Origin of the sequence: Microbacterium sp. Root166 (assembly GCF_001427145.1) — a bacterium.
Taxonomy (GTDB): domain Bacteria; phylum Actinomycetota; class Actinomycetes; order Actinomycetales; family Microbacteriaceae; genus Microbacterium.
Window position 1 is genome coordinate 1,148,511 of sequence record NZ_LMGL01000001.1, and the last position, 20,518, is coordinate 1,169,028.

The window sequence follows — 20,518 nt, forward strand, 5'->3', positions numbered from 1 at the left end:
CGCCCGGCGTACCGTTGACTCATGGCACGCAGGATCGGCACGGCGGAGGGGCGAGAGGCCCTCGAAGCGGTGCACGCCGCGGGTGTGGCATCCCTTCCCGCGCGCACCGATCTCGCGACCGCCGTCCGCTACCTGCTGCAGCTGCTGGCCGAGAAGGCCCCGGGCAACTCCGTCGAGGTCCGCGTGCCGCCCTTCGGCGCCGTGCAGGTCGTCGAAGGCCCGCGGCACACGCGCGGGACGCCGCCGAACGTCGTCGAGACCGACGCCGCCACGTGGATCGCGCTCGCGACCGGGCAGGAGCGGTGGACGGATGCCGCGGCCCAGGGCCGCATCCTGGCCTCGGGCGTCCGCGCCGACATCTCGGACCTGCTTCCTCTGCGTCCCTGAGAAGAGGCCCGCCCCAGCGGCCCGGAGTGGGACAATGGAGGCATGGGCGAGCATGTCGAGGACCACATCGAGACGGTGCGCGTGCGCCGGGCGCCGAAGTTCTCGGTCTTCCTGCTCGTGGGCGCCGCCCTCGGAGTGATCGCCGCGATGATCTTCACCTTCGGGTTCGACGGGTCGTCCGAGATCAGCCCCAACACCGGCCTGGTGTACTCGCAGGGGCAGGTGTTCGGATTCCTGCTGCTCGTCTGCGTGCCCGTGGGCCTGGCGCTCGCGGCCGTGGTCGCGCTCATCTTCGACCGCCGGTCGCGCCGGCACACGCGTGACGTGGTCGTGGACCACGAGTCGGTGCAGACCGACGACGAGGCCTGATCCGGCCGGAGGCTACGCCAGCTCGGCGATGATCGGGTGGATCGCCGCATCGAAGGCCGCGACATCCCCCCGCAGTCCGTCGGTCACCGCGATGGTCAGCGATCCGATCCACCAGACGCCGCGCTGCGTCAGGGGCAGCACCTGCACGTTCAGCTCGAACGAGTGCGCGCGCCGGCCGACCTGGCGCTCGTGCTCGGCGATGGCTCCGGCGTAGGCCCGGTACGAGGTGCCGGTGCCGGGGCTCGCGTCACGGCGGTAGCGCGCGTGCGCGGACTGCGCGAAGGCGAGTGCCTCGGCCGCATGCGGCGTCACCGCGGCGCGCAGCTGGGCGGCACCCTCGGACGGCAGCGCGAGCAGCAGGTCGAAGCCGTCGACCAGCTCGAGGGGCACGGGCGACGGGTGCGCCTGCGGCTCGACGGTCATGGCCCAGTACTCGCGCCACTGGCGCTCGAGAAGGGCCTGGTCCTGCTCGTCGCGATCGACGAAGCGGGGAGGGATGCCGCGCAGCGGGGGCAGCTCATCGGGGGAGCGGATCCCGAGCACCTGACGCAGATAGAGCGCAAGGAGGACCGGCTGGCCCGCGTCCTCGCGGATCAGCCACTCCGGAGCCCCCATGCCGCCCATGCGGCCATTCTAGATCGGTGCTGTCCGGACGGGCCGGGTTGAGAAGCACGGATCCACGGCGCTCGAGCGGTGCTCGCCGCCTGCCGTCATGCGGAGTCGATGCCTCCCGGCCGCGGGTAGGCTGGTGGCCGTGGCCTCTCCCGCACCCGACGCCCCCGCTGCCGGCGGTACACCGGTCAACCCCTACGCCGCCGCCGGTGTCGACACCGCGGCCGGCGATCTCGCCGTCGAACTCATGAAGTCGGCCGTGCGCAAGACGCACGGACCCGAGGTGCTGGGCGGCGTCGGCGGATTCGCGGGCCTGTTCGACGCGAGCGCGCTGCGCTCCTACGACAAGCCGCTGCTCGCGACCAGCACCGACGGCGTCGGCACCAAGGTCGCCATCGCCCAGGCGATCGACAAGCACGACACCATCGGCCTCGACCTGGTCGGCATGGTCGTCGACGACATCGTCGTGGTCGGCGCCAAGCCGCTCTTCATGACGGACTACATCGCGTGCGGCAAGGTCTTCCCGCAGCGCATCGCCGACATCGTGCGCGGCATCGCGGCCGGCTGCCACGAGACCGGCACCGCGCTCGTGGGCGGCGAGACCGCCGAGCACCCGGGCCTCCTCGGCGTCAACGACTACGACGTCGCCGGTGCCGCCACCGGTGTCGTCGAGGGCGACGCCGTGCTGGGCGCCGACCGCGTGCGCGACGGCGACGTCATCCTCGCTCTCGCCAGCAGCGGACTCCACTCCAACGGCTACTCGCTCGTGCGGCACATCGTCGCCGGCGCGGGCATCCAGTACGGCGACCGCGCCGCCGATCTCGGCGTGAACGGCACGACGTGGGGCGAGGCCCTGCTCGAGCCCACCCGCCTGTACACCCAGCCGCTGCTGCGGCTGATCGACCAGTCGAACGGCGCTGTCCACGCGCTCAGCCACGTGACCGGCGGAGGCATCGCCGCCAACCTGGCTCGTGTCCTGCCGCAGGACGTCTGGGTCGAGGTCGACCGCTCGACGTGGTCGCCGCCGCCGGTGTTCCGCGTGCTCGCGGACCTGGGCGACCTGGACCTCGAGTCCACCGAAGGCACCTGGAATCTGGGCATCGGCTTCCTCGCCGTCGTCGCTGCCGACCAGGCCGAGGCCGCGGCATCCGCTCTCATCGGCGAGGGCATCGCGACGTGGCAGGTGGGAGTCGTGCACAGCGGCACGCGTCCCGCCGGCGAATTCGAGCAGGGCGCCAAGGGCGTCGACGGCGGCGCGGTGCGTCTCGTCGGTGCCTACGCCGAGACCAACGGAGCGAAGTAACACCCCATGTGCGGAATCGTCGGGATGGTCGGACGTGGAAACGTCAACCAGGAGATCTACGACTCGCTGCTTCTGCTGCAGCATCGCGGGCAGGACTCGACGGGCATCGCGACCGCCGAGACGAGCGGCGTCTTCCATGTGCACAAGGAGCGCGGTCAGGTGCGCGAGGCCTTCCGCACCCGCGACATGCGCGCGCTGCTCGGCAACCTCGGCCTCGGCCACGTGCGCTACGCGACGAAGGGAACCGCCTCCAACGAGGAGGAGGCGCAGCCGTTCTACGTGAACGCGCCCTACGGCATCGTGCTGGTGCACAACGGCAACCTGACGAACACGCGCGAGCTGACCGACGAGCTGTTCCGCAAGGACCGCCGGCACCTGAACACCTCGTCCGACACCGAGCTTCTCGTCAACGTGCTCGCCAACGAGCTGCAGGGCTCGATCTCGGGCGTCGAGCTCGCTCCCGAGCAGGTCTTCCAGGCCGTCAGCCGCGTGCACGAGCGCGTCGAGGGATCGTATGCCGCGATCGCGCTGATCGCCGGCTACGGCCTTCTCGCGTTCCGCGACCCCTACGGCATCCGCCCGCTCATCCTCGGAACCCGCAAGAACGAGGACGGCAGCTACGAGTGGGTGGTGACGAGCGAATCGCTCGTGCTCGAGAACGGCGAGTTCGAGATCGTCCGCGACGTCGACCCGGGCGAGGCCGTGTTCATCGACCTCGACGGGCACCTGCACACCCAGCAGTGCGCGACAGACCCCAAGCTGGTGCCGTGCTCGTTCGAGTACGTGTACCTCGCACGCCCCGACTCGGTGATGAACGGCATCTCGGTGTACGAGGCGCGACTGCGTCTGGGCGACCGCCTGGCCGACACGATCGCCAAGTACACGCCGACGGGCACCATCGACGTCGTCATGCCCATTCCGGACTCGTCGCGTCCGGCCGCGATGCAGGTGGCGCGCAAGCTCGGCATCGAATACCGCGAGGGCTTCTACAAGAACCGCTACGTCGGCCGGACGTTCATCATGCCGGGCCACGCCATCCGCAAGAAGAGCGTGCGCCAGAAGCTCAATGCCATGTCGAGCGAGTTCAAGGGCAAGAACGTGCTCCTCATCGACGACTCCATCGTGCGCGGCACGACGTCGAAGGAGATCATCCAGATGGCTCGGGATGCCGGGGCCAAGAGCGTCACGTTCGCCTCGGCCGCCCCGCCGGTGCGCTACCCCCACGTGTACGGCATCAACATGCCGTCGCGTCACGAGCTCGTCGCGCACGGCCGGACCATCCCCCAGATCGCCGAAGAGCTCGGCGCCGACTACATGGTCTACCAGGAGGTCGAGGACCTGAAGGCCGCGATCCTCGAGGGATCGGACGTGCAGGACCTCGACATGAGCTGCTTCGACGGCCGCTACGTGACCGGCACGGTCACCGACGAGTACCTGGCCTGGGTCGAGGGCTCACAGGAGAGCTGAGTCAGACCGCCTGCCGCTGCTGCAGGAGCGGGCACTCGAACGGATCGCGCTCGCCGAGTCCGACGCGGTTGATGTGACGGACCATGATGCCGTACGACTCCCACAGGCCCGTCTGCGAGTACGCGACGCCGCGCTCGCGGCAGTAGTCGGCGATCAGCCCGGAGGCCTTGCGCAGGTGCGGTCGCGGCATCGACGGGAACAGGTGGTGCTCGATCTGGTAGTTGAGACCGCCCATCGCCGTGTCGAGCAGCCGGCTTCCGCGGATGTCGCGGCTCATGAGCACTTGACGCCTCAGGAAGTCGATCTTCACGTCGGCGGGGACGATCGGCATCCCCTTGTGGTTGGGGGCGAACGCCATGCCCATGTAGACGCCGAAGAGCCCGAGCTGCACCCCGAGGAAGGCGAATGCGAGCCCGGGGGAGAGAACCAGGAACACCAGCGTGAGATAGCTCGCGGTGCGCACGACGAGAAAGGCGATCTCGACCGGGCGACGGCGGAGCGGCTCGCGAGAGAAGACGCGGCGGACTCCCGACGCGTGGAGCGAGAGGCCCTCGAACAGCAGGATCGGGAAGAAGAAGACCCCCTGGTGCGCCATCAGCCATCCCAGCGGACCATGCCGACGGCGGGCGGCCTGGTCGGGGGTGAACGACACGACGGGGAGTTCGATGTCAGGATCCGCACCGATCTTGTTGGGGTTGGCGTGGTGCTTCGTGTGCTTGTGCTGCCACCAGCCGTAGCTCATGCCCACGATCAGGTTGGCGATGACCAGCGACGTCCAGTCGTTCCATCGGCCGGAGCGGAAGATCTGGCGGTGCGCCGCGTCATGTCCGAGCATCGCGATCTGCGTAAACATCACCGCGAAGACCACCGCGGTGGCGAGCTGCCACCAGGATTCGCCGATCCAGATGAAGACGAGCACCATCGCCGCGATGACGACCGGCACGGCGAGCAGCTTCGTCCAGTAGTACCCGTACCGCCGGCGCATCAATCCGCTCGAGGTGACGGCCTGGGACAGAGCGGTGAAGTCATTCCCGCCCTTGGGCTTCGTCGTTCGGACAGCCGTGGTCCGGGGTGCGGAGAGTGCATCAGGCACGGGATTCCCCTGTCGCTCGTGAGCGAGGCGGACTGCCTGCTCCGACGGCGGGGTCCCGGCCTAATGCGAAGGTAACCCCCGCCCGGCCCGACCGCCATGCCCCTGGCGAATTCCGGGCGAACTGGGGGCTATGGTGAGCCCATGTCACACGCCGAGCTGCGATTCGAGGCGCCGATCGGAGTCGACGTCAAGGGCGAGATCTGGCCCTGCGTCGAGATCCCCGGATCGGCCGATTCCTTCGGAACCCGCAAGGCGGTCCGTGTCGACGTGGAGGTCGACGACATCCGACTGGAGAACGTCGGCGCCATGGTGACGGGCACGGGCGGCCACATGGTCTCGCTCAACGCGAAGGTGCGCAGACAGCTCGGCAAGGACATCGGCGACGTCGTCCGAGTCGCCGTGACGCGCCGCTGACGCGCCCCGGGCCGCGGCATCCGTCCCCCGCCTAGGCTTGACCGGTGAGTTCCACCCCTCGACCGCTCTGGCAGGGGAGGGCTCTGGCCCTCGTCGGCATCGTCCTCTTCGCGTTCTCCCTGCGTACCGCCGTGGCATCGCTGTCGCCGGTCGTCGGCTACGTCGACGCCGACTTCGCGCTTCCGGCGGCTGTGGTCGGGCTGATCGGCACGGCTCCGCCCGTCTGCTACGCGCTCTTCGGCATCCTCACGCCGAGGTTCGAACGGCGATTCGGGCTCGAGCGCCTGGCGCTCGCAGCCATGGTCGTCGCGGTCATCGGGCTGGGCTGGCGCGGTCTCGCGACCGGCGCCCCGACCCTGGTGCTCTCGACGGCGCTGATCTTCGCCGCGGTCGGTGTGGGCAACATCCTGCTGCCGCCGCTGGTGAAGAAGTACTTCCCCGATCGCATCGGCCTGATGACGACGATCTATTCCACGACCCTGGCGTTCTCGACGCTCATACCGCCGCTGGTGGCCGTGCCGGTGGCGGATGCCGCGGGCTGGCGCCTCTCGCTGGGCATGTGGGCCGTGTTCGCAGCTGCGGCCATCGTCCCGTGGCTGCTGCTCATCGCGCGGCCACGGGTGGCGGCATCCGACGAGGCGATCGCCGCGCCCGCGCCGCAGGCGTTCCGCCGCATGTGGCGGCTGCCCCTGGCGTGGGCGCTCGTCGTCGCGTTCTCGGTCTCAGGTGTGCTGGCCTACACGGCGTTCGCCTGGCTGCCGCTCCTGCTCGAGGACGTGGCGGGCGTCTCGCCCGCCACGGCCGGGGCGCTGCTGTCGCTGTTCGCGGCCGTGGGTCTGCCGGCATCGCTCCTGGTGCCGCTGCTCGTCGTGCGCTTCCACGCGACTCGCGCGCTGTTCGGCGTGGCGGTCGTCGCGGGCCTGATCGGGATCGCCGGCCTGCTCTTCGCCCCGCAGACCGCCACCTGGCTCTGGGTCGTGCTGCTGGGGACTGCGCCGCTGCTGTTCCCGCTGACGCTGGTGCTGCTCGGGCTGCGCACGCGGACGCCCGAGACCGCTGTCGCGCTCAGCGCGTTCGTGCAGAGCCTCGGCTACGCGGTCGTCGCGCTCTTCCCGCTCGGGATCGGACTCATCCACGGCTGGACCGACTCGTGGACCGTGCCGCTGGTGATCCTCGCGGTCGTAGTGATCGCCGCAGCGCCCGCAGGGGTCGTCGCGGCCCGGCGCCACACCGTCGAAGACGACTGGGAGCAGCGCCACGGCGCCTGGTGAGGCATCCGCGGCTGAGTGCCGCGGCGCGCTCTCAGGCCCCGGGTGCGCCTACAGCTGAGACGACGAGACGGCAGACGTTTCGTCTTCGTCCTCGTCCTTGTATTCGTCCGCCCACTTGTCGACGTAGGCGTCGTCTGACGGGTGACCGAGCTCGCGCTGAAGTGCACCGTAGTTCACGGAATGCACGTCGTACTTGAGCTCGCGGGCGATCTTGGTGTGCTTCGCCTTCTGACGGCCACGCCCCATGCGAGACCCCCTCATGATGTGAGTCGCGGGCTTCGAGATGCCCGCCGCAACGACGCCGGCTTCGAAGCCGGTAAGAGTAGCATTCAGGATAACACGGAGCCCTCGTACCCCGGCGGCTCCGCCACTGGTTGCGGCATCGGTGCGAAGGAGCGAAGACACATGACGGATGAGGCATCCGACGTGACACAGGCCGCTGCGGCGGACGAGGACCTGCACGGCGCCGTGATCGCCGGAGTCATTCCGGATCAGTCGACGCGCGTGCTGACCGAAGCCGCGCGGTACGCCAAGCTCATGGGCGTGACCCTTGTGGTCGTCCACGTGGACGTCACGCGCTTCGTGACCTACGAGGACCCCGACGGCTATGTGCACTCGGCCCCGATCGACGTGAACATCGCTGCCGGCGAGGGCGAGCTGGACCGCGTCCGCGCGATGGCCGACACCGCACTCGCGGGCCACGGGCTGAAGTGGACGGTGCGTCAGCTCGTCGGCGATCCCGCCATGGCACTGAAGCACCTCGCCGATCAGCTGGACGCGAAGCTCATCGTCGTGGGCACGCGCAAGCGCGGCATCGGCGAGTCCATCCGGGAGTTCTTCACCGGTTCGGTCGCGGCCCGTCTGGCCCACCGCCAGCACCGGTCGATCCTGGTCGTGCCGCTGGGCGAGCCGGTCCCCGACGACGAGGAGATCTGGCCGGCGTGACGGCAGAGACGTGAAAGGGGCAGGACACCGGATCGAACCGGGTCCTGCCCCTTCCTCGCGGGGTCGCGACGTTCAGCCGCGCAGGTTGCGCGTGACGTCGCGCGCAATGCGGTCGAGATCGTTCGCGAGCTCGTCGACGAACGACGCGGCCAGTTCGCCGCCGCGGGCGACGTGGCTGCGCAGCTCCGAGCGCAGCCGGGCGCGGAACTCGCTCACCGCGGCATCCGCCCGATGAAGCTGCTCGCGGCTCAGCACGCGCGGGTCGTCGTCCGTCGAGGGCGGCGTCTCGGCGGCGCGCTCCGCCGTCCGCGCCGCCGCGAGGTCGGCGCGGAGGCTCTTCATGGCCTCGCGCACGCTGCCGCGCACCTCATCGGCGATGAGCCGGACGGAGTCCGCCAGCCCCGCCTCGATGCCCTCGAGGTCGCCGGCGCGGGACGCGACCTCGGCGCGCCCGGCCTCGGTGATCTCGTAGACCGTCTTGCGGCCGTCGACGGACTTGGTCACGAGGCCCTCCTCTTCCAGCTTCGCCAGTCGCGGGTAGATGGTGCCGGCGCTGGGCGTGTAGGTGCCGCCCGTGCGGTCGGCGAGCGCCTGCATGATGTCGTAGCCGTGCCGCGGCCCCTCGTCGAGGAGGTTCAGCAGGTACAGGCGCAGGTCGCCGTGGGAGAAGACGGGGCTCATCACAGCTCTCCCTCGTCGTCGCCGAACGTCTCCTCGGACGGTCGTTCGGCGCCCGAGACCGCCTCGGCGGACGATGCGGCCGGCACGCTCGAGGCGGCACGGCGCAGGACCGTCACGTCGCCCGACACCGAGTTGGCGCGCACGTCGGCGAAGCTGCCGCTGAGCTCGCCGACCGAGCCGACGAAGTTCGTGGTCGGGCCGAAGCCGTTGCCGGAACGGACCGATCCGTCCACCTGCACGCGGCCGCTCACGCTGCGGATGACGTAGTTGGCGGGATAGCCCTGGTCGAGGCGGATGGTGGTGGCACCGCTCACCGTGTTGAGGCTCACGGAGTGCAGGTCGCCGCTCGAGTCGATGAGCATGGCGCCGGACACGGTCTCGATACCGGCCTTGCGGAGCGAGCCCGTCGCGGCGATGTCGCCCGAGACGCTGTTGGCGTTCAGCGCGCCGACGAGCTCGCGCACCTGCACATCGCCGGACACCGCGTTGACGGTGAGGTCGCCCGTGATGCCGTCGACGATGATGTCGCCCGACACGGTGTTCAGGCTCGCGTCGTTCTGGAGCCCCGCCACGAGGGCGCTGGCGCTGACGACACCGAGGTTCAGCGCGACGGAGCGGGGGACCGCCACGCTGATCTCGGCCTTGGGGCCGCTCGAACCGAAGTTGCGGAACACCTCGAGGAAGTTGTCCCACCGCAGCTGCGGGTGGTCGATCTCGAGGGCGTCGCCGGTCACCTCGATGCGGAGGTCCTTCACCGTCACGCCGTGCACCTCGATGCGGGCGCCGGGCTCGTCGTGGGCGATCACGTCGATCTGTCCGCCGACGAGGCCGATCTTGAGCGAGCGGACGGTCTCGATGTCGATGACGCGCGTCTCGCCCGGGTGGATGATCCACTTCTCCAGGGTCATGGTCTTCTCCAAGGGGTTGGGGTAGTCGCGATATATCGCGTTGAAAGACCATAACACGATATATCGCGAGTCTGTCAAGATCGAGCGAGAGATCCGGCTTGACCTTGACGCAACGTCAACCTCTAGCGTGGTCCACATGAACGAGAACGAGTGGTCGATCCAGCAGATCGCGAAGATCGCCGGCACGACCAGCCGCACACTCCGTCACTACGGAGACATCGGCCTGCTGCCGGCGTCGAGCATCGGCCACAACGGCTATCGCTACTACGACCAGTCTTCGCTCGTGCGACTGCAGCGCATTCTGCTGCTGCGCGAGCTCGGGCTCGGACTGCCGCAGATCGGCGAGGTGCTCGGCCGGGAGGCATCAGAGGCTCACGCGCTCGAGAGTCACCTCGCGTGGCTGCGGGCGGAGCAGGACAGGCTGGCGCGGCAGATCGCGTCGGTGCAGAGCACGATCACGGCATTGAGAGGAGGTGAACGACTGATGGCAGAGAACATGTTCGACGGATTCGACCACACCCAGTACAAAGAGGAGGTCGAACAGCGTTGGGGGAAGAAGGCCTACGCCGACAGCGACCGCTGGTGGCGCGGGATGACCGCCGACGAGAAAGCGGCGTGGCAGCAGCGGGTGTCCGAACTGGGTCGCGACTGGATCGCGGCCGCAGAGAGCGGCGCCGCGCCCGACAGCGACCAGGCGCAGGCGGTGGCCGAGCGTCACGTGGAGTGGCTGACCGGCATCCCGGGCACGCCCGCGGCAGTGCCGGGCGGCGACGTGAAGGGCTACGTCATCGGCCTCGGCGAGATGTACGTGGCCGATCCCCGCTTCGGAGCGAACTACGCGACGGCGCAGGGGGGAACCCACGGCGCCGAGTTCGTCCGGGACGCGCTGCGCGTCTACGCGGAGAACAACCTCTAGAAACAGCGGATGCCGCGGCCCGAGGGGCCGCGGCATCCGTGGTTTCCGGGGGAAGGCCCGGAAACCCTCTAAACCCGTCGACTTCCGCTGATGACGCGGAAGAGGAACACGATGAGGGCGATGACGCCGACGATGAGCGCCACCCACAGCAGCCAGCTCAGGGCGCTGTTGAGGCCACCGACGATCGCGAGGACCACGGCGACGACGATGATGATGATGAGGGCGAGGTTCATGGAGGTTCTCCTTCTCCTAAGTCGATGCGCGGGGTTGGCGCATCGGATGCCGTGAGCGGCACGTGATCACTGTGGCACCTGCGCCCATCGCGTCGGGAGGGGCTTGACGACGGCTCCTGGACGGTGATAGCCGCTTGCAGCAGCCGCCCTCTGCCGCCGCCGGGCGTTGTGTCAACCCCCTGCGATCGGTCCCCTGGCCCCTCTAGCGTGGCTCTACGTCACCAAGCTGAAGGAGGAGAGCCATGCCTCGCGGACGCGGTTCCAACAGTCTGAAGGACCCGGAGCTCTATGAGGAGCTGCGGGACGACGGAGCGTCGAAGGAGAAGGCCGCGCGCATCTCGAACGCCGCGGCGCGCGATGGTCGCAAGAAGGTCGGTGAGCGCGGCGGAGAATCCGGTTCGTACGACGACTGGACGGTTCCCGACCTGCGCAAACGGGCCAAAGAGCTGGGGATGACGGGATACTCGGGCAAGAAGAAGTCCGAGCTGATCGGCATGCTGCGAAACCACTGACCCTTCCGGGTCCGGCGGTGATCGGCTGCCGGAGAGGCGGAAGGTGGGGGATGGCGAAGCTCGTCAGAGTGCGGCCGTACGAGGACCGCGGCTATCGGCGCGTGCGCGCGGGAACGGGGTTCCGGTACCTCGACGCAAGGGGCGGCGCGGTGGGCGAGCGGCACGTCGAGCGCATCCGCGCACTCGTCATTCCGCCGGCCTGGGAGCAGGTCTGGATCTGCGCGCGCCCGGACGGCCACATCCAGGCCGTCGGCGTCGACGACGCAGGACGCCGCCAGTACATCTATCACCCGGCCTGGAGCGCCGGCCGGGACAAGGGCAAGTTCGCCCGCGCCCTCGCGCTCGCCGAGGCGCTGCCGCGGGCGCGAGCGCGGGTGACCACGTCGCTGCGGCGCTCGGACCTCGACCGGGAGCGCGTGCTCGCGGTGTCGTTCCGGCTCCTCGACCAGGCCGCGCCCCGTATCGGGTCGGAGCGCTACCTGGCGGCGCACGGCAGCAGGGGTTTGACCACGCTGCAACGACGGGATGCCTCGGTGCAGCCTCCGGTCGTGACGCTGGCGTTTCCGGGCAAGAGCGGCAAGCGCCAGCTCCTCGAGATCGAGGACGACGACCTGGCCACCGTGCTCGAGCTGCTGGCGGCCGGTAGACCCAAGTCGGCACTGCTCGCCTGGGAGCGCGGACGCCGGCGCGTCCCGCTGACCCCCGCCGAGGTGAACGCCTACGTGCGCTCGCTGACCGGCGGCAAGTTCACCGCCAAGGACTTCCGCACCCTGCGCGGCACGATCCTCGCGGCGGAGGCGCTCGCCCGCATCGGCACGGTCGACACCGAGAACGATCGCAAGCGCGCCGAGCAGCTCGCGGTGCGAGCGACCGCCGAGGCCCTCGGCAACACGATCTCGGTGGCGCGGGGGTCGTACATCGACCCTCGCGTGTTCGCCCGGTACCGCGACGGCCGCGTGCTGGATCTGTCGATCTCGCCCGAGTCGGCCATACGGGCGCTGATGGGCTCGGGACGGGCGGCCGCCGGCGAGTAGCGTGAGGGGATGCCTCACCGCGTCGACCAGCGTCTGCTGGGCTACGTCGTGGTCGGCGGGGCGCTCGGCGCCCTGGCGCGGGCGTCGCTCATCGCTCCGATCTCGGACGCCCAACTCGTGCCCTGGGCGACGCTCGGGATCAACGTGACCGGCGCCCTCCTGCTGGGCGTCGTCGTCGGCGCCCTCGGCGATCGCCACCCGAACGCCCGCGCGTTCCTGGGCGCCGGGATGCTCGGCGGCTTCACCACCTACAGTGCGCTCGCGGTCCAGACCGCGCTGTGGCTGGACGACCCATGGCGCGCGGCGGGGCTGGCCGCGGCATCCGTCATCACCGGCGTGGCGGGCGCGATCGTGGGGCTCCTCGTCGGACGTGCGCTTGCGCGACGGCCCGCGGCGGCTGAGGAGGAGGCTGAATGAGCCGGCCCCTCGAGCTTCTCGTGATCGCCCTCGCCGGAGGCCTCGGCGCGGGCCTGCGGTACGTGCTGGATCGCGTCGTCGGCAGCCGCGGCGGCTTCCCCTGGGGAATCCTCGTCGTCAACGTCACGGGCTCGTTCGCCCTCGGAGTGCTCACGGGGTTGGGTGCCGTGGTCGCACCCCAGGTCGCGCTCGTGCTGGGGGTGGGCCTTCTCGGCGGCTACACCACCTTCAGCGCGGTCGCCGTGGACACGGTGCTGCTCGCCGAACGACGGCGATGGCGGGATGCCGCGGCCGACCTGTTCGGCACGCTCGTGCTCTCGGTCGCCGCGGCGGCGGGGGGAATCGGGCTGGGCCTGGTGATCTCGGGCGCAATGAGATACTGAAGCCGATACATTCCCGTATCCGGCCGCCTCAGGCGCGCACCATCTGCACCATTCCCGCGAAGGCATCCGTGTCGAACCTCGCCGTCCTCAGCCTCAAGAACCGGGCGCTCATCGCGCTCGTGACGATCATCGCCGCCCTGTTCGGGTCGCTCGCGCTCGTCAACCTCAAACAGGAACTGATCCCGTCGATCGAGTTCCCCGCGCTCATCATCGTCTCGGCCTACCCGGGCGCGTCGCCCGAGGTCGTCAACAACGACGTCTCCACGCCCATCGAGAACGCGATCCAGGGGGTGCCCGGGCTCGAATCGAGCACCGCGACCAGCACCACCAACGCGTCGATCGTGCAGGCGTCGTTCACGTATGGCACCGACCTCGCCACCGCGGAGCAGAAGCTCACCCAGGCGATCAACCGGATCAGCGCGCAGCTGCCGGAGGGCGTCGAGCCGAACGTCATCACCGCGAGCATCGACGACTTCCCCGTCATCCAGCTCGCCGTCACCGGCTACGACGACCCCGACACCATCCAGGCCGAGCTCGAGGCATCCGTCATCCCCGATCTCGAGGATGTCCCGGGCGTCAACGAGGCGCAGATCGTCGGCGGCGTCGGCCAGCGCGTGACCATCACCCCCGACCAGGCGGCCCTCGCCGGCGCGGGCTACACGCAGCAGGCCATCCGCGATGCGCTCGACCAGAACGGCGTGCTCTTCCCGGGCGGCGAGATCACCGAGGACGACGAGACGCTCACCGTCCAGACCGGCACCAAGATCGAGTCCGTCGACGAGATCGCCTCGCTGCCGCTCGTGCCCTCGGATCCGCAGCAGTTCGAGGACGGCACCGTCACCATCGGAGACGTCGCCACCGTCGCGCAGGAGGAGGATCCCACCACGACGGTCTCGCGCGTCAACGGCGAGCCCGCGCTGACGATCGCGGTCACGAAGCTCCCCGCCGCCAACACCGTCGACGTCTCGCGCGGCGTCCTCGCGATCCTGCCCGAGCTCGAGGACTCGCTCGACGGCGCCACCTTCACGGTGGTCTTCGACCAGGCCCCGTACATCCAGGAGTCGATCGACACGCTCGCGAAGGAGGGTCTGCTCGGCCTGTTCTTCGCAGTGCTCGTGATCCTGATCTTCCTGCTCTCGGTGCGGGCCACGCTGGTGACCGCGATCTCGATCCCGACCAGCGTGCTGATCACCTTCATCGGCATCCAGGCGTTCGGCTACTCGCTCAACATCCTCACCCTCGGCGCCCTGACGATCGCGATCGGGCGCGTCGTCGACGACTCGATCGTCGTGATCGAGAACATCAAGCGCCACTATGTGGGCGATGCCGACAAGAGGGCGTCGATCCTGCTGGGCGTCAAGGAGGTCGCCGGCGCGATCACGGCATCGACCATCACGACGGTCGCCGTCTTCCTCCCGCTCGCCTTCGTCGGCGACGTCACCGGTGAGCTGTTCCGCCCCTTCGCGATGACGGTCACGATCGCGATGACGGCGTCGCTGTTCGTCGCACTGACGATCGTCCCGGTGCTCGCGTACTGGTTCCTCCGTCCCGGCAAGCCGCTCCTCGACGCCGGCGGCGCGCCCATCGACCCCGAGCACCCCGATGCACCGCCGAGCCGCCTGCAGAAGTCGTACCTGCCGGTGCTGCGCTGGACGCTCAAGCACTCCTGGTCCACGCTCGCGCTCGCCATCCTCGTCCTCGTCGGCACCGGTGTGCTCGCGGCGGTGGGCCTGCAGCAGGGGTTCCTGAAGACGAATTTCCTCGGCGACTCCGGGCAGAACACGTTCACCATGACGCAGTCCATCGGCGCGTCCCCGAGCCTCGAGGCCGAGAGCGCTGCGGCCGAGCAGGTCGAAGAGGCCCTCGTCGGCATCGAGGGCATCGAGACCGTCCAGGTGTCGATCGGCTCGAGCGGCTCCGCCCTGCGCGACGCCTTCTCGGGCGGCGGCAGCGGCATCACCTACTCGATCACCACCGATCCCGCCGCCGACCAGGTGGCGCTGCGCGAAGAGGTGCAGCGAGCCGTCGCCGACCTCGATGACGCCGGAACCATCACCGTCGCCTCGTCGGGTGGCGGGTTCGGCTCGAGCGACATCGCGATCGACGTGACCGCGCCGGATTCGGTGACCCTGCAGGAGGCGACCGACGAGGTCGTCGACGCGGTGGAGGGCGCCGAAGGCGTCGGCCAGGTCTCGACCAACCTCTCGGCCTCGCTGCCCTACATCGCGGTGATCGTCGACCGCGACAAGGCCGCCGCCGTCGGGCTGTCCGAGGTCGCCGTCGGCGCGCTCGTGTCCAACACGATGCAGCCCCAGTCGATCGGGGTCGTCGAGATCGAGGACACCTCGCTCACGGTCTACCTCGCGGCTTCGCAGACCCCGGACTCGCTCGACGCGCTCCGCACGCTTCCGGTGCCCAGCGCCGCCGGCGTGATCCCGCTCGAGCAGGTCGCGACGGTGGAGCAGAGCGAGGGCCCGACCTCGATCACCACCGAGGGCGGTCAGCGCACCTCGACCGTGACGGTCACGCCATCCACGGACGACCTCGCAACCGCGACCGCCTCGGTGACGGCCGCGCTCGAGGGCGCCGAACTGCCGAACGGCGCAGACGCCACCCTCGGCGGCGTCGTGACCCAGCAGCAGGACTCGTTCTCGCAGCTCGGTCTCGCGCTCCTCGCCGCCATCCTGATCGTCTACGTCGTCATGGTCGCGACGTTCAAGTCGCTGCGCCAGCCGCTGCTGCTGCTCATCTCGGTTCCGTTCGCGGCGACCGGTGCGATCCTGCTGCAGATCATCACGGGCGTGCCCCTCGGCGTCGCGTCGCTCATCGGCGTGCTGATGCTGATCGGCATCGTGGTGACGAACGCGATCGTGCTCGTCGACCTCGTGAACCAGTACCGCGAGAAGGGCCTCTCGGCCCACGACGCGACGGTGGCGGGCGGGTCGCGCCGACTGCGCCCGATCCTCATGACGGCGCTCGCGACGATCTTCGCGCTCATCCCGATGGGGCTGGGCATCACCGGTCAGGGCGGGTTCATCTCGCAGCCGCTCGCGATCGTCGTCATCGGCGGCCTGGTGTCGTCGACCTTCCTGACCCTCCTGGTGCTGCCGACGCTGTACAACCTCGTCGAAGGTGCCAGGGAGCGCCGCGCGCTGCGGCGCCGGGACGCGGACGGCGACGGCATCGACGACGCGGACGGCACGCCCGTCGCGATCGCCGAGCCCGCGCCGGTGCTCACGCGTCGTGAGCGCCGAGCGCTCGAATCGGGCAACCCCGACACCGCCTCCATCCCCGTGATCACCGTGCCGATGATCGAGGAAGGGCCTGACGTCGAGGTTCCCCTCGACGGCCCGCCGCCGGTCGAGGCCCAGTCGGACGAAGAGACGCAGACGGATGCCGCGGCCGACGTCGCGGGAGAAGCCGTCGACGAATCCGACGCGGACGCGGCTGTGGCCGAGGCCGATGCTGACGCTGCAGCGACCGAGCCCGACGCCGACGACTCGGCACTCGAGCCCGAAGCCGACGTTACGGACGAGTCTGAGGCCGACGCTTCGGACGACGAGTCCCCCGAGTCGGAGGCTGAGGCTTCGGACGAGCCTGAGGCCGACGCTACGGACGAGGAGCTCGCCGAGTCTAAGGATGAGCAGGCTGAGCATGCCGAGCAGGCTGAGCCCGAGTCCGACGAGCCTGGCGAGTCCCGCGACTCCGAGTCCGGCGAGCACGCGTAGCGCAGGAGAAGTGCGGCTCCGCAGGAGGATCGGCCCGGATTCCTCCTGCGGAGCGCGGGATCTCCTGCGGAACGCCGGCGGTCGATCGACCCCGGACGGGATCGGCTGAGCTCAGCGCTGCAGCCAGGGGCGCAGCATCCGGGTCACCCAGGGAAGCACCGCGTACGTCATCACCGGCGTGAGCAGCACCGTCGTCAGCAGAATGCGGAGGACGAGCGGCCATTCCGCGAAGCCGGGAGCGAAGCCCAGGAGCCACGACGCGAGGAGATTGGTCGGGAAGAACCCGAGCCAGATCGCGACGGCCTGCTTCCACCGCGGAGGCGCAGCCGGGATGGGCTGCTGGATCGGGCCGGTCGCGACGACTTCGCCATCACTGCCGGCGCGCGATTCGATGTGCGTCGCGAAAGGCGCGTCGAACCAGCCCTCGATCCCGGTGCGTCGCTCGACCCGCACCTCGCGGGCGAAAGCGCGACCCGAGTCGAGCCACCAAGAGCGCTGCGGTGACTGCTCCCAGGCCTCGAGAGTCGGGATGTCACTGAATCGGTAGAGCATGTACCAGAGGTCGCTGCCCTCTCCGGCGCGGACCCAGCCGGAGCCGAGGAAGCCGGCGAAGCCGGTCGCGAGATCGGTGCCCGCCTGCATCCAGCTTGTTGCCTCCGCGGTGCGGGACGGGTCGATGCGACGCTCGATCGCGACGGTGACGGGGTGAGCCGCAGGTTCTGGCATGACATCCATTCCACACGATCGGACGAGGGCTCCTGCGCAGGCCGGCACGCAGCGAGCACGCGGGGGAGCCGGCACAGCCAGATGCCCACCGCCGAGAACCCGACGATCTCGAAGAGTGCGAGGGTGATGAAGCCGGCGGTCAGGGCGACCATCCCGACGGCGAGCAGCACGACGCAGGCGATGGATGCGCGTCGGAAGCCCCGAGCGAGCGAGGGCAGGCGCAGGCTGGTCGCGACGACGGCGAGCAGCGAGAGGCCGAGGCCGGCCGCGACGATGTCATGCAGCTCGGTGCTCACCGACAGCGGGATCACTCCCACGATGGACAAGTGCAGTCCGGTCGAGATCACCGCGGCGCGGAACGCCCGCCTCGCGCTGCGCCGAGTCTCCTGCGGCAGAGCGGCCGCGACGAGCACGCCGTAGGTCGCCATCAAGATGCCCGCGACGATCGTCGTGGAGTTGAACATGCGCGCGGAGAAGTCGTCCAGCATCCCGAGGCGGGAGAAGTGGAGGTGCCACCACAGCGGGTCGCTCGTGGTGAGGATGGCGACGGCCACGCCGACGACGAGCGTCGAGATCGCGGCCAGGCTGAATCTGTGCACGGGGTCGGTCGACGCGCTGGCCGCCGTCCGAGCGGGGCGCACCACGCTCTGGCGTTCGGGTTCGGCGAGAAGGGTCAACGGACTCACGTTCTGTGTGTGCGCCGACCCCGCAGTACCGATCCCCAGTCGGGTGCCGCGGAGAACGCCGCGCGACGCGGACGGAATCCCCCAGTAGCGGGCAAGCCCGCTGGGGCCTATGGTAACGGCACACCGCCTGGGAATACACCGGTGTATGCGCGACGCGCCCCGGAACTTCACAGAGTGATCCGGTATTCTGGGCGGGTCGGCTCTGGACACCGCGCTGTGCGCGGATGGGTTTGTGAGTCATAGGGGCCGATGGTGGAGACGAATCCGTCTCGACGACCATCACTGAATGGCCCCCGGCCGAAGACAGTCCGGGTTACTCCACGCCGCCTCTGAGCGGCGCGCACGCGTGCGCCTCAGGAGAGCTGTTCGCGCAGAACAACCCAGAAGAGAACACCATGCCCAAGAGCAAGAAGCCCGCCGGCGGACGACCCGCCAAGAACTTCGAACCGCGCTACGGCGCCAAGACCAGCTTCCAGGACCGCAAGCGCCGTCCGGGCGAGGCGTCGGCCGGCAAGCCCGGCAGCAAGAGCGCCGGTCACCGCGGCCACCGCACCGAGCAGACATCGGATGCCGCGGCCAAGGGTCGCTGGACCGCTCAGGAGCGCGTCGGTCGCGACGAGGCCCGCGGCATCCGCAACAGTGCGCACGGTCGCGACGACCGCGCTCCGCGCTCGTTCGGTGACCGCCCCGCCCGTTCGAACGACCGTCCCGCTCGCTCCTTCGACGATCGTCCGAAGCGCAGCTACGACGACCGTCCGGCCCGCGCGAACGATCGTCCGGCCCGCGCGAACGATCGTCCGGCCCGCGCGAACGACCGTCCGGCTCGTTCGTTCGATGACCGCCCCAAGCGCAGCTTCGACGATCGTCCGGCACGGACGTCGCACATGGACCGCGTCGACCGCGACAACCGCCGTTCGTTCGGCGACGCGCGTCCCTCGTACCGCAACGACGAGCGTCCCGCCCGTTCGAGCGACCGCCCGGCGCGTTCCAACGATCGCCCGGCCCGTTCGTTCGACGACCGCCCGAAGCGCTCGTTCGATGACCGCCCGAAGCGTTCCTTCGACGACCGCCCGAAGCGCAGCTACGACGACCGCCCCGCACGTTCGGGCTGGGACGCTCCGGCCCGCACCGCCGCGCACGAGGCGCACGTCGACGTGGTCCACGACCGTCTGCAGGCGGAGGCCGTGCAGGCCGGCGAAGTGAAGGACATCAGCTTCCTCGACCTCGGACTGGGCCAGAACATCGTCGGCGTCCTCGCCGACCAGGGAGCCGCGAGGCCGTTCCCGATCCAGGCGGCGACCATCCCGTCGATCCTCGCCCGCAGGGACGTCCTCGCACGCGGTCGCACCGGCTCGGGCAAGACGATCGCCTTCGGCGCCCCGCTCGTCGAGAGCATCCTCCGCTCGCAGTCCGGCAAGCGCCGCGAGTTCGCCCGCGCGCCGCGTGCGCTGATCCTGGCGCCGACGCGCGAGCTTGCGCTCCAGATCGACCGGACCATTCAGCCGATCGCCCGCAGCGTCGGCCTGTTCACCACCCAGATCTACGGCGGCGTGCCGCAGGGTCGCCAGGTGGGCGCGCTCCGCAAGGGCGTCGACATCATCATCGGCACCCCGGGACGCATCGAGGACCTCGTGCAGCAGGGCAAGCTCGACCTCTCGCAGATCGAGATCACCGTCCTCGACGAGGCCGACCACATGTGCGAGCTCGGCTTCCTTGAGCCCGTGCAGCGCATCCTGCGTCTGACCGCCGACGGCAGCCAGAAGCTGCTGTTCTCGGCGACCCTCGACCGCGAGGTCGCCGCGCTGGTCGACGAGTTCCTCGTCGAGCCCGCGGTCTACGAGGTCGCCGGTGAGGACCAGGACTCGGGCACCATCGAGCACCGCATCCTCGTGATCGAGCACCGCGACAAGGCCGAGATCCTCAACTCGCTGGTGCGGCGCGAGGGCAAGACCCTCGTGTTCGCCCGGACCCGTGCCTACGCCGAGATGCTCGCCGAGCAGTTCGACGACGAGGGCATCCTCGCGCTCGCCCTGCACGGCGACCTGAACCAGGCCAAGCGCACGCGCAACCTCGAGAAGCTGACGTCGGGCCGCGTGCAGGTCCTCGTCGCGACGGACGTCGCGGCACGCGGCATCCATGTCGACGACATCGACCTGGTCGTCCAGGCCGACGCTCCCGACGAGTACAAGACCTACCTGCACCGTTCGGGCCGCACCGGTCGCGCCGGTCGCTCGGGCACCGTCGTCACGCTCATCACCCGCCAGCGCCGTCGGCGCATGACGGAGATGCTCGACCGCGCCGAGATCGACGCGCCCTTCGAGGAGGCTCGCCCCGGCGATGACCTCATCGAGGAGATCAGCGGGCGTCAGCTCTCGAACGTCGACGCGTAAGCAGCGTTCCCAAGGCCCGATCCCGTTCGCGGGGTCGGGCCTT

At 69.8% G+C, this 20,518-nt stretch carries 22 protein-coding genes and 1 pseudogene; 15 read left to right on the forward strand and 8 right to left on the reverse strand.

What is annotated here, in order from left to right; genetic code table 11:
- Window positions 1–21: 21 nt before the first annotated feature.
- The gene (locus tag ASD56_RS05225) at window positions 22–387 is read left to right on the forward strand and encodes a sterol carrier family protein (RefSeq protein WP_055962048.1); all 366 of its coding nucleotides are present in this window, start codon (window positions 22–24) and stop codon (window positions 385–387) included.
- A gap of 42 nt (window positions 388–429) precedes the next feature.
- Window positions 430–756, forward strand: coding sequence for a hypothetical protein (locus ASD56_RS05230; protein ID WP_055962051.1), 327 nt, complete (start codon window positions 430–432; stop codon window positions 754–756).
- A gap of 12 nt (window positions 757–768) precedes the next feature.
- On the opposite strand, the gene ASD56_RS05235 is transcribed toward ASD56_RS05230, so the two are convergent.
- Window positions 769–1,380, reverse strand: coding sequence for a hypothetical protein (locus ASD56_RS05235; protein WP_055962054.1), 612 nt, complete (start codon window positions 1,378–1,380; stop codon window positions 769–771).
- A 235-nt stretch (window positions 1,381–1,615) separates the two neighbouring features.
- Between ASD56_RS05235 and purM the strand changes: the two genes are divergently transcribed.
- Complete coding sequence (gene purM, locus ASD56_RS05240) at window positions 1,616–2,671, forward strand: phosphoribosylformylglycinamidine cyclo-ligase (RefSeq protein ID WP_235565587.1); 1,056 nt, start codon at window positions 1,616–1,618, stop codon at window positions 2,669–2,671.
- A 6-nt stretch (window positions 2,672–2,677) separates the two neighbouring features.
- Window positions 2,678–4,138 carry an amidophosphoribosyltransferase gene (gene purF / locus ASD56_RS05245; protein ID WP_055962058.1) on the forward strand — a complete coding sequence of 487 codons (1,461 nt, stop codon included), beginning with the start codon at window positions 2,678–2,680 and terminating at the stop codon, window positions 4,136–4,138.
- Between the two features lies 1 nt (window position 4,139).
- Here purF and ASD56_RS05250 read toward each other — a convergent pair whose 3' ends face one another.
- A complete protein-coding gene (locus ASD56_RS05250; protein ID WP_055962061.1) occupies window positions 4,140–5,231 on the reverse strand; it encodes a fatty acid desaturase family protein in 1,092 nt (363 codons plus the stop codon).
- A 141-nt stretch (window positions 5,232–5,372) separates the two neighbouring features.
- Here ASD56_RS05250 and ASD56_RS05255 point away from each other — a divergent pair, with 141 nt between their 5' ends.
- A complete protein-coding gene (locus ASD56_RS05255) occupies window positions 5,373–5,645 on the forward strand; it encodes a DUF1905 domain-containing protein (RefSeq protein ID WP_055962064.1) in 273 nt (90 codons plus the stop codon).
- A 44-nt stretch (window positions 5,646–5,689) separates the two neighbouring features.
- Window positions 5,690–6,916, forward strand: coding sequence for an MFS transporter (locus ASD56_RS05260; protein ID WP_055962067.1), 1,227 nt, complete (start codon window positions 5,690–5,692; stop codon window positions 6,914–6,916).
- A 48-nt stretch (window positions 6,917–6,964) separates the two neighbouring features.
- Here ASD56_RS05260 and ASD56_RS05265 read toward each other — a convergent pair whose 3' ends face one another.
- Window positions 6,965–7,162 (reverse strand): DUF3073 domain-containing protein, encoded by a 198-nt coding sequence (locus ASD56_RS05265; protein ID WP_055962070.1) that lies wholly within the window; start codon window positions 7,160–7,162, stop codon window positions 6,965–6,967.
- A gap of 159 nt (window positions 7,163–7,321) precedes the next feature.
- Here ASD56_RS05265 and ASD56_RS05270 point away from each other — a divergent pair, with 159 nt between their 5' ends.
- Window positions 7,322–7,861: a universal stress protein gene (locus ASD56_RS05270; RefSeq protein ID WP_082541261.1), complete on the forward strand. Its 540-nt coding sequence runs from the start codon at window positions 7,322–7,324 to the stop codon at window positions 7,859–7,861.
- Window positions 7,862–7,933: 72 nt separating this feature from the next.
- Here ASD56_RS05270 and ASD56_RS05275 read toward each other — a convergent pair whose 3' ends face one another.
- Together ASD56_RS05275 and ASD56_RS05280 are read right to left on the reverse strand one after the other, a co-directional pair.
- Entirely contained in the window at window positions 7,934–8,542 is a 609-nt protein-coding gene (locus ASD56_RS05275) for a PadR family transcriptional regulator (RefSeq protein WP_055962073.1), read from the reverse strand.
- Complete coding sequence (locus ASD56_RS05280; protein ID WP_055962076.1) at window positions 8,542–9,450, reverse strand: DUF4097 family beta strand repeat-containing protein; 909 nt, start codon at window positions 9,448–9,450, stop codon at window positions 8,542–8,544. Before ASD56_RS05280 ends, ASD56_RS05275 begins: the two co-directional genes overlap by 1 nt.
- Window positions 9,451–9,586: 136 nt before the next feature.
- On the opposite strand from ASD56_RS05280, the gene ASD56_RS05285 reads away from it, so the two are divergent.
- Complete coding sequence (locus tag ASD56_RS05285; RefSeq protein WP_055962079.1) at window positions 9,587–10,366, forward strand: MerR family transcriptional regulator; 780 nt, start codon at window positions 9,587–9,589, stop codon at window positions 10,364–10,366.
- Between the two features lie 68 nt (window positions 10,367–10,434).
- On the opposite strand, the gene ASD56_RS16360 is transcribed toward ASD56_RS05285, so the two are convergent.
- Window positions 10,435–10,599 (reverse strand): hypothetical protein, encoded by a 165-nt coding sequence (locus tag ASD56_RS16360; protein WP_200947459.1) that lies wholly within the window; start codon window positions 10,597–10,599, stop codon window positions 10,435–10,437.
- 242 nt (window positions 10,600–10,841) lie between these two features.
- On the opposite strand from ASD56_RS16360, the gene ASD56_RS05290 reads away from it, so the two are divergent.
- From ASD56_RS05290 to ASD56_RS05310, 5 genes are all read left to right on the forward strand, one after another.
- Window positions 10,842–11,111, forward strand: a complete 270-nt coding sequence (locus ASD56_RS05290) for a DUF7218 family protein (protein ID WP_055962082.1) — start codon at window positions 10,842–10,844, stop codon at window positions 11,109–11,111.
- 50 nt (window positions 11,112–11,161) lie between these two features.
- The gene (locus tag ASD56_RS05295) at window positions 11,162–12,145 is read left to right on the forward strand and encodes a DNA topoisomerase IB (protein ID WP_055962085.1); all 984 of its coding nucleotides are present in this window, start codon (window positions 11,162–11,164) and stop codon (window positions 12,143–12,145) included.
- 9 nt (window positions 12,146–12,154) lie between these two features.
- Window positions 12,155–12,562, forward strand: coding sequence for a fluoride efflux transporter FluC (locus tag ASD56_RS05300; protein WP_055962088.1), 408 nt, complete (start codon window positions 12,155–12,157; stop codon window positions 12,560–12,562).
- The gene (locus ASD56_RS05305; RefSeq protein WP_055962091.1) at window positions 12,559–12,945 is read left to right on the forward strand and encodes a fluoride efflux transporter FluC; all 387 of its coding nucleotides are present in this window, start codon (window positions 12,559–12,561) and stop codon (window positions 12,943–12,945) included. Before ASD56_RS05300 ends, ASD56_RS05305 begins: the two co-directional genes overlap by 4 nt.
- 68 nt (window positions 12,946–13,013) lie before the next feature.
- Window positions 13,014–16,673 carry an efflux RND transporter permease subunit gene (locus ASD56_RS05310; RefSeq protein ID WP_082541262.1) on the forward strand — a complete coding sequence of 1,220 codons (3,660 nt, stop codon included), beginning with the start codon at window positions 13,014–13,016 and terminating at the stop codon, window positions 16,671–16,673.
- A 111-nt stretch (window positions 16,674–16,784) separates the two neighbouring features.
- Here ASD56_RS05310 and ASD56_RS05315 read toward each other — a convergent pair whose 3' ends face one another.
- The gene (locus tag ASD56_RS05315; protein WP_082541263.1) at window positions 16,785–17,408 is read right to left on the reverse strand and encodes an antibiotic biosynthesis monooxygenase; all 624 of its coding nucleotides are present in this window, start codon (window positions 17,406–17,408) and stop codon (window positions 16,785–16,787) included.
- 125 nt (window positions 17,409–17,533) lie between these two features.
- Window positions 17,534–17,941 (reverse strand): annotated as a pseudogene (locus ASD56_RS16620) (DUF998 domain-containing protein); the annotation flags it as partial.
- On the opposite strand from ASD56_RS16620, the gene ASD56_RS16470 reads away from it, so the two are divergent.
- Together ASD56_RS16470 and ASD56_RS05330 are read left to right on the forward strand one after the other, a co-directional pair.
- Window positions 17,832–18,173, forward strand: a complete 342-nt coding sequence (locus ASD56_RS16470) for a hypothetical protein (RefSeq protein WP_055962099.1) — start codon at window positions 17,832–17,834, stop codon at window positions 18,171–18,173. The pseudogene ASD56_RS16620 and the gene ASD56_RS16470 overlap by 110 nt on opposite strands.
- 307 nt (window positions 18,174–18,480) lie before the next feature.
- Window positions 18,481–20,475 carry a DEAD/DEAH box helicase gene (locus tag ASD56_RS05330; RefSeq protein ID WP_055962103.1) on the forward strand — a complete coding sequence of 665 codons (1,995 nt, stop codon included), beginning with the start codon at window positions 18,481–18,483 and terminating at the stop codon, window positions 20,473–20,475.
- Window positions 20,476–20,518 lie beyond the last annotated feature (43 nt).

Excerpts from the sequence above, each read along its gene's own strand:
- ASD56_RS05285 (WP_055962079.1), top strand. The coding sequence starts at position 9,587 with ATGAACGAGAACGAGTGGTCGATCCAGCAGATCGCGAAGATCGCCGGC.
- ASD56_RS16470 (WP_055962099.1), top strand. The coding sequence starts at position 17,832 with ATGCCCGCGACGATCGTCGTGGAGTTGAACATGCGCGCGGAGAAGTCG.
- ASD56_RS05280 (WP_055962076.1), bottom strand. The coding sequence starts at position 9,450 with ATGACCCTGGAGAAGTGGATCATCCACCCGGGCGAGACGCGCGTCATC.
- ASD56_RS05315 (WP_082541263.1), bottom strand. The coding sequence starts at position 17,408 with ATGGATGTCATGCCAGAACCTGCGGCTCACCCCGTCACCGTCGCGATC.
- ASD56_RS05265 (WP_055962070.1), bottom strand. The coding sequence starts at position 7,162 with ATGGGGCGTGGCCGTCAGAAGGCGAAGCACACCAAGATCGCCCGCGAG.
- ASD56_RS05275 (WP_055962073.1), bottom strand. The coding sequence starts at position 8,542 with ATGAGCCCCGTCTTCTCCCACGGCGACCTGCGCCTGTACCTGCTGAAC.
- ASD56_RS05235 (WP_055962054.1), bottom strand. The coding sequence starts at position 1,380 with ATGGGCGGCATGGGGGCTCCGGAGTGGCTGATCCGCGAGGACGCGGGC.
- ASD56_RS05305 (WP_055962091.1), top strand. The coding sequence starts at position 12,559 with ATGAGCCGGCCCCTCGAGCTTCTCGTGATCGCCCTCGCCGGAGGCCTC.
- ASD56_RS05300 (WP_055962088.1), top strand. The coding sequence starts at position 12,155 with ATGCCTCACCGCGTCGACCAGCGTCTGCTGGGCTACGTCGTGGTCGGC.
- ASD56_RS05225 (WP_055962048.1), top strand. The coding sequence starts at position 22 with ATGGCACGCAGGATCGGCACGGCGGAGGGGCGAGAGGCCCTCGAAGCG.
- ASD56_RS05330 (WP_055962103.1), top strand. The coding sequence starts at position 18,481 with ATGCCCAAGAGCAAGAAGCCCGCCGGCGGACGACCCGCCAAGAACTTC.
- ASD56_RS05230 (WP_055962051.1), top strand. The coding sequence starts at position 430 with ATGGGCGAGCATGTCGAGGACCACATCGAGACGGTGCGCGTGCGCCGG.
- ASD56_RS05295 (WP_055962085.1), top strand. The coding sequence starts at position 11,162 with ATGGCGAAGCTCGTCAGAGTGCGGCCGTACGAGGACCGCGGCTATCGG.
- purF (WP_055962058.1), top strand. The coding sequence starts at position 2,678 with ATGTGCGGAATCGTCGGGATGGTCGGACGTGGAAACGTCAACCAGGAG.
- ASD56_RS05255 (WP_055962064.1), top strand. The coding sequence starts at position 5,373 with ATGTCACACGCCGAGCTGCGATTCGAGGCGCCGATCGGAGTCGACGTC.
- ASD56_RS16360 (WP_200947459.1), bottom strand. The coding sequence starts at position 10,599 with ATGAACCTCGCCCTCATCATCATCATCGTCGTCGCCGTGGTCCTCGCG.
- ASD56_RS05290 (WP_055962082.1), top strand. The coding sequence starts at position 10,842 with ATGCCTCGCGGACGCGGTTCCAACAGTCTGAAGGACCCGGAGCTCTAT.
- purM (WP_235565587.1), top strand. The coding sequence starts at position 1,616 with ATGAAGTCGGCCGTGCGCAAGACGCACGGACCCGAGGTGCTGGGCGGC.
- ASD56_RS05270 (WP_082541261.1), top strand. The coding sequence starts at position 7,322 with ATGACGGATGAGGCATCCGACGTGACACAGGCCGCTGCGGCGGACGAG.